The 588-nt window shown below is 52.4% G+C and carries 1 protein-coding gene; it reads left to right on the top strand.

The window, feature by feature from the left end; translation table 11 throughout:
- Positions 1-427 (top strand): hypothetical protein (locus B5F88_RS20980; RefSeq protein WP_162612272.1); only part of this gene is annotated, 427 nt, incomplete at its 5' end.
- Positions 428-588: the final 161 nt, after the last annotated feature.

Genomic DNA, 588 nt, shown 5'->3' with positions numbered 1-588 from the left:
GGAACAGTGCCCGGACTGCGGAAAGATGGCGGTGAGGGCGGCAACGGAAGAGGAAGTTCGGGAGTTTGAACAGAACAATCAGGAACGGTCACCCTGGGAAATCGTTCATATGCCGGATTTCGGCCAGACCGTCATGAACCGGCCGGACTATTTTACTTTCGATTTGCCAATATCCGCATTTGATCTCCCGGATGACATTGTTATGGAGGTCAGCGTGGACTATACACGATCAGAAGGGCAGCCAATTTATTTGGCAAATGTCTGGGCCAGAGTCAAGGATTCCGACTCAAAACACTTTTTGTTTAGCCCCGCAATTTCTGCAGGTGAGGATGCGGCCAGGTGTATTGTGAAGTATCTCAATGAGGATGATAAGTTTAAACGCTTGATGGAATCCTTTGCCCTGGATGTAGCAAGATCTTTTGAATGAATGGCCGGTATGCCTCTATGCCCTGCAGGGGGGAGATCCCCTGGCGCGAAGTTGACCGCGTCAGGGCGGCAGCACGGTTTGGTGCCGCCGCCCATATGCGGAAAGAGAATCCATCGGGCGTGTATGCCCGGCAGATCGTGGGGTATTAGTAGCCGGTCTTA

Origin of the sequence: Flavonifractor sp. An306 (assembly GCF_002159455.1) — a bacterium.
Classification (GTDB): domain Bacteria; phylum Bacillota; class Clostridia; order Oscillospirales; family Oscillospiraceae; genus Flavonifractor.
The sequence above is the reverse complement of the archived record's forward strand: the minus strand, read 5'-3'. Positions and strand labels throughout refer to the sequence as shown.